The organism is Nitrospirota bacterium, from assembly GCA_020851375.1.
Classification (GTDB): domain Bacteria; phylum Nitrospirota; class 9FT-COMBO-42-15; order HDB-SIOI813; family HDB-SIOI813; genus RBG-16-43-11.
In genome coordinates, this window is sequence record JADZCV010000049.1 from 21254 (window position 1) to 27501 (window position 6248).

Here is a 6248-nt window from a genome sequence, read left to right on the forward strand (position 1 = left end):
CACGCCTCATAACCTGATATTCTTTACGGGTACTAAAGTAGTTATCTCTCTTGAAGTAGGTTGACCTCCAAGTCTTGCTGCCTGCTTTATCGTAGCTGCTGTCACGTCTATCCTTACACGCCTCACATCAGACAAATCGGTCGGGGCATTAACTTCGCTTCCGTTATCAAGTACGTATGAAATCTGAAAGTTGGTTATCCCGTCTATTATGGTTGAATTCACGGTACCATCACTCCTTATAAGCCTGTTTCGCCCTGTGCCTGCATCAGCCTGTACACTGTACGTTATAGTCTTGAAATCTCTTGCAACAAGAAAACCTATATCCAGTACGTCATCTGACAGGGGATCTGAGTCCAGCGACAATTTGTTGTCTGCGCTGTCCACGGCTTTGACCACATATTCACCTACAAGATTATTGGTTTCATTGTTAATAATATTTATCGTGTCGCCAACAGTGAATCCTGTTACTGAATCCACCCTGATTATGTTGTCAGTGCCTGGAAGGTCAACCGTGCTTGCAGTCAGATAGCTCATCGGACCAGGACTGAAATTTATGCTGATAGTGTCAGGTGCGGCCGGGTTAAGTCCAGTCCCATTCTGAAATGCTGCAATAGGATTGGTGCCCCGCGGAACAGCAAGACCTGCCATCCGCACATCCCTTTCGAGATAGGACAAAGATGCCCTGATATCCCGCTGTGTGACAGAAACATCCTTCTGTGCTTCATAAGTGCGCTGTTGACTTATCAGGACATTGTACAGTGCAGCGAGGACAAACCCCATGATCCCGATTGTTACAAGCAGCTCTACTGCGCTGAACCCTCTTTGTGATCTTAAAATATTCATGTTATCCTTTGTTTATCCGTGTAAATACACTTGTATTCCTTGTCACATGGGTTTTTGGTTCGACCCACGTTACCGTTAGTGTGATTGTACTTGTACCGGTGACAGGTGTATTATCCTGGATTGTGTAACTCCTGTTGTAAGTTATGCCCTGTATAACAGAGCTTCCGTCATTGGCATGAGCCCCGGCGCTTAAGGCTGCTGCGGATGCATCGAGAGCCTTTAACTCTTCAATCCTTTCCTGCGCAACCGCTGCTGCTGTGCTGATCTTAAAGCCGCTGACATTTCCCTGGATTGCAGCTACATGAAGGCCTGCAAGGCCAAGCAGGCCTATGGATAGTATGGTCAGGGCGATTAAGAGCTCAAGAAGTGTGAAACCTTTTTGATCAGACAGCTTCTTCATTTTTTATCCTTTCATTTTATCCTGAAAGGAAGACTCTGCAATCGAAGTGCCATCCTGTAACTGTTTGATAATTAATGATATTTATATTATGGGAGGGTGTAAAATTATGGAATTGACTTCACAGGTATGTAGTTGATTACATATCCCCCCTTTGAAAAAGGGGGATTAAGGGGGATTTTTCACTCAGATCTCCATGAACCTGGTAGTACTTCTGTGCCTGAGGGACCTTCAATCAACTCTGCAGTAACGATCCTGCTGATCCTTCCGGAAATCCCTGTACTCTTAACTGTGCATAGGGCGCCAGGGATAACAGGCTTATATATCCTTAGCTCGTTATCCGTTCCTGACAACGTTATATCCGGATTCCCCGCTGTCCCGGAATACTGGCTCACGCCGCCTGCATCAAAGAAGGATGTGTTATCGAGTAAGCGCTTTTTAAAGGAATCCCCTGGTGTTCCGCCAAAATTATCCGGATTTGCGAACAAGTATAATGTTCGTTCAATGCCTGACTCGGCAATATAGAACGCCTTTGCATCTGATTCCATGCCCCTCGAAAGTATCATTTCTGTGTATGCCAGATAAAGGGATGATGTGCCCAGTATCGTGAGGAGCAGAAGGAACAGGAGGGTGATAAGCATTACAGCGCCTGCGTTGAATCGCTTCATTCGAAAATCCCCGCTTCAAATCCCCCCTCCCCCCTTTATTAAAGGGGGGAACTGATTTCCCCCTTTTATACAGAGAGGAAATAATTTCCCCCTTTGAAAAAGGGGGACTAAGGGGGATTTTCATCTGCCTTTGTGAGCCCTGAGCTTGTCGAAGGGCTCATGACGGTTCACCTGAAAATCCCCTAATTCCTGAGCATGACGGTCGTGTTTGCGCTATTTAACCTGTATCCGTTATTTTCCTTAAAGGAACTGTCACGCCTGAAACTTTCAACAGTCAGGCCAATGTCAACTTCATGGATAGCTGATGAAAGGACAGGTGCGTTGTTATTCTTGTCCCTATAGGTCATCGAGAAACCATCAGTGGAAACATGTTCAGCCACAGGTTCCCAGTTCCCTCTGTCTATCTTTCTCTGCACAGCTTTCTTTGATGGATCATATCTGTAATTGATTGTATTTATGAGGTTGACAGTGCTGCCAGCAGGAAAGGCAGAGCCAAGGACTGATTCAATCCTGATGTAATCAGTTTTGCCATCCTCTGACAGCGTGTGCCTTTCACAAGTGTCGAACGTACTATTATTGCAGATTATGATAACGTCTTTTTCGCCGAATGACCTTCCGTTTCCTTCCTTAATATCAATCCTCACGTCTCCTGCAGGAGCATCGGCAGAAAGGGTGGCCCTGACATCCCTGAGATTAGTCATGAATTCGATCTCGTCTCTGCTGAATGTGTTTATCCACTTCATCCAGGGAGGGATGCCGTAGCCGGCAAGTAATAACTCTCTGGACAGCATATTTATAGCCCCTCTGACGGTCTGGTTCATCTCAGCCCTTGCCTCCTGCACAGAATATATGTGATGCTCAGTTATAAAGAACTTTGTGATAGACAAGGTCACAAGCAGAGAGATAAGAATAGCTACCAATAGCTCTATGAGGGTATATCCTTTATTCCATGAATTACCCCTCTTTGAAAAAGAGGGGGCAGGGGGAGATTTATTGATCATAAGTAACTCCATATCTTCTCAATCACTTCGCTAAGATTCTCAAAGACTTCTCTATCAGAGAACCTGAGAACTCGTAACCCAATTTTCCGCAGATATTTATCTCTCTGATCGTCTTTTGCCTTATAGGCTTCGCTATAGTGTTGTCCTCCATCAAGTTCAATAACGAGATTTGCCATTGGGCAATAAAAATCCACGATGAAACTTCCTAAAGGCTTCTGACGGTAAAATTGAATTCCCTTGAGTTGTTTTAATCTTATATTTGACCATAATAATTTTTCTGTCTCTGTCATATTTTTCCTAAGTTCCCTTGAATATACCTTTAGATGTTTCTTATAGGTCTGCATAACTTAAATCCCCCCGTCCCCCCTTTTCAAAGGGGGGAGTTCCATATATTCTTAATGGAAGTATCATGTATAGGCTTCCTGATTCTATCAAACCGCCTCAGGAGTTCTATATGCTATTCATGACAGAAACTTATTTAATAAATCTTAATGTGTTCAGTACAAGCTCCCTTTTCTTTTCCCCTTCATTCCAGGAAGTCCTGACCTCTACTTCAGACAGGCCGGTTGCAGGTGTGTCTTTTTTTATTGTCCACTGGCACTGTATCCCGGGTGCATCAAGCGCCGTACATCCTCCACTGGCTGTCTCAAAGGATGAGCCGCCCTTGAGCTGTTCCATTTGTGCCCTGGATATTTGTACTGCTGAAAGTGATTTGCTGCCTGTAGCAACCCCTTTTTCACCAATGAGGATCATCCCGCTTATACCCATTATGCCAATGGAGAAGATAGTGAGGGCAATGATGACCTCTATGAGCGTGAAACCAGCCATATCTGAGGCAGGTGTTGCTGTAGTCATGACCACTTTCTCCCATCCCACTTCCATATCTTTGTCCTTCCTGTGATAGTAATACTTATGGCCATATTAATATTGTTGTTATTGGTCAGATATATTGTACCCATGCTATTGGTTCCGCTGGAATAGAATGCCGCCTTGTTGGACGAAAAGGAAATGCCGTCACTGTCCGGCGTAGAGGCAGGATTTGCAGGGGGGCCGAGTACACCGGGACCGAAACCAAACCTGATCCCGGGCGGAAGGCTCGATTGCCTTTCAGGAAGTTCATACAGACTACTGACAGGGTCAAACAGTACCGTATAATCAGAGCGGTCAAGCACAGACTTCATCTTTACCTCACGCAGGTCTGTGGAGAGAGTCCTGGCTGCAGTTTCAATGCGCATCCTGTTTGTGAAGGCAGACATGCCGGGTATGGCAATTGCGGACAGAATACCAAAGATTGCAATGACAGTGACGACCTCCAGGATTGTAAAACCCTTATTGTTCATATTCACCCGAAAATCCCTGTATACCCGTTATTCCCGCGGAACCTGTCCCCGCAGGATTTTTCACCCCGTCATTCCCACGCAAGTGGGAATCCAGAACCAGGCCCACGGTCTGGATTCCCGCTTTCGCGGGAATGACGTTTTCATGAACCCTGGTAAGCCCTGAGCTGTGAGCGTGCCGAACAGTCGAAGGGCTCATGACGGTTCACCTGAAAATGCTCCTATTCACCCGTCATTCCCACGTAAGTGGGAATCCAGAATCTGGCCCACGGTCTGGATTCCCGCTTTCGCGGGAATGACGTTTTCATGATCCTTGTGAGCCCTGAGCTGTGAGCGTGCCGAACAGTCGAAGGGCTCATGACGGTTCACCTGAAAGTCTCCGTTCAAATCCCCCCTTCCCCCCTTTACTAAAGGGGGGAACTAATGCTGCTTCGGGAAGATGTTGAGTTTAATTTCCCCCTTTGAAAAAGGGGGAGTAAGGGGGATTTTCATAACCCCAGGCTCATGAATGTTAATTTGATCGTTTTCTCCCAGGGTTCAAGTTCGAATTAATATATTTAACCCTGGAATTGAAGTGGAAAATAATTGCGGATAATTAGTGTATACCGTAGTCCTTGATCTTTGTCAATAATGTCTTGTAGCTAACCTTAAGGATATCGGCAGCCCTGGATTTGTTTCCCTTTGTCAGCGCCAGTATTGACTTTATTGCCCGGACTTCTGTTGACCTTGTTGCAGCATAAACGAGCTCTGCAAGCCCGCCTGCTGAGACTTCATCTGTCTTTATAGCGGTTTCCAGCAGGCCAAGATGTTCCGGCAATATAGTGCTACCGTCACAGAGTATTATTGCCCGTTCAATGCAATTCTCAAGTTCACGGATATTCCCCTTCCATGGCTGCTGTATTAATATTTCCATGGCAGGTTCTGATATGTCCCTGATATGTTTCTTCAACTCTGTGTTGTATGTGGATATGAAGTGATAGGCAAGCTGAGGGATATCTTCCCTGCGTTCGCGAAGGGGAGGCAGGGTAATGGGAAAGACGGTCAGGCGGTAGTAGAGGTCTTCCCTGAAGGTCTTGCTGACTATAGCCTCTTTAAGGTCTCTGTTGGTTGCTGCAATGATCCGTACATCCACCTCTATCTTCTTTGTACCACCCACACGCTCTATGGCGTCTCCCTGTAATACACGCAGGAGCTTGGCCTGAAGCCCCGGGTCCATCTCTCCTATTTCATCCAGAAAGATGGTTCCATTGTTTGCAAGCTCGAATTTCCCTGTCCTTTTGTCTGTAGCCCCTGTAAATGAACCCTTCTCATGTCCAAAGAGCTCACTCTCGAGGAGCTCCTTTGGAATAGCGGCGCAGTTAATGGCAACAAAGGGGCCGTCTTTGTACAGGCTCAGATGATGAATGGTCTTTGCAAAGACCTCTTTCCCAGTGCCGCTCTCACCTGAGAGCATGACAGTAGCCTTGCTTGGCGCCACCTTATGGGCCAGTTGAACCGCCTCCAGGAATTTTGGACTCTTCCCGATTAATCCCGGGACATCCTTCTCCCGTCCCTCTTTGAGGAGAACATTTTCAGTGAGCAGGCGTTTTTTCTCAAGCGCCCGTTTTATTAACAGGAGGAGATGATCGGGGTCAAACGGCTTTGTTATAAAGTCATAGGCCCCCTCCTTTACAGCCTTTACAGCATCCTCAATCCTTCCAAACGCAGTCATAAGGATAACAGGAGTGAACGGGCTCTGCTCCCTTACTGCAGAGAGTATGTCTATGCCTGTTCCGGACGGCAGCCTGAGGTCAGTCAGGACAAGGTCAATATTCTCATTCTGAATTTGCTCGAGGCCGCAGGGTGTGTCAGTGCACAGAAGTATCTTATACCCCTCTGAATAAAGGGTCTGGTTAAGCATCTTTGCCATTGACACATTATCTTCGACTACAAGTATCGTTGCCATAAATAATCGTTCATCCGAAAATACACCTAAGTACCCGTCATTCCCACGCAAGTGGGA

At 46.3% G+C, this 6248-nt stretch carries 8 protein-coding genes; all 8 read right to left on the reverse strand.

What is annotated here, in order from left to right; genetic code table 11:
* Nucleotides 1-6: 6 nt before the first annotated feature.
* Nucleotides 7-843 (reverse strand): prepilin-type N-terminal cleavage/methylation domain-containing protein, encoded by an 837-nt coding sequence (locus IT393_12295; protein MCC7203425.1) that lies wholly within the window; start codon nt 841-843, stop codon nt 7-9.
* Nucleotide 844: 1 nt separating this feature from the next.
* A complete protein-coding gene (locus IT393_12300) occupies nt 845-1243 on the reverse strand; it encodes a prepilin-type N-terminal cleavage/methylation domain-containing protein (GenBank protein ID MCC7203426.1) in 399 nt (132 codons plus the stop codon).
* Nucleotides 1244-1422: 179 nt separating this feature from the next.
* Nucleotides 1423-1908 (reverse strand): hypothetical protein, encoded by a 486-nt coding sequence (locus tag IT393_12305; GenBank protein MCC7203427.1) that lies wholly within the window; start codon nt 1906-1908, stop codon nt 1423-1425.
* Nucleotides 1909-2090: 182 nt separating this feature from the next.
* Nucleotides 2091-2909, reverse strand: a complete 819-nt coding sequence (locus tag IT393_12310) for a prepilin-type N-terminal cleavage/methylation domain-containing protein (GenBank protein MCC7203428.1) — start codon at nt 2907-2909, stop codon at nt 2091-2093.
* A complete protein-coding gene (locus IT393_12315; GenBank protein ID MCC7203429.1) occupies nt 2906-3253 on the reverse strand; it encodes a DUF559 domain-containing protein in 348 nt (115 codons plus the stop codon). Before IT393_12315 ends, IT393_12310 begins: the two co-directional genes overlap by 4 nt.
* Nucleotides 3254-3383: 130 nt before the next feature.
* Nucleotides 3384-3764: a prepilin-type N-terminal cleavage/methylation domain-containing protein gene (locus IT393_12320; GenBank protein MCC7203430.1), complete on the reverse strand. Its 381-nt coding sequence runs from the start codon at nt 3762-3764 to the stop codon at nt 3384-3386.
* A complete protein-coding gene (locus IT393_12325) occupies nt 3761-4249 on the reverse strand; it encodes a prepilin-type N-terminal cleavage/methylation domain-containing protein (protein MCC7203431.1) in 489 nt (162 codons plus the stop codon). Before IT393_12325 ends, IT393_12320 begins: the two co-directional genes overlap by 4 nt.
* A gap of 592 nt (nt 4250-4841) precedes the next feature.
* Nucleotides 4842-6191: a sigma-54-dependent Fis family transcriptional regulator gene (locus tag IT393_12330; protein MCC7203432.1), complete on the reverse strand. Its 1350-nt coding sequence runs from the start codon at nt 6189-6191 to the stop codon at nt 4842-4844.
* Nucleotides 6192-6248 lie beyond the last annotated feature (57 nt).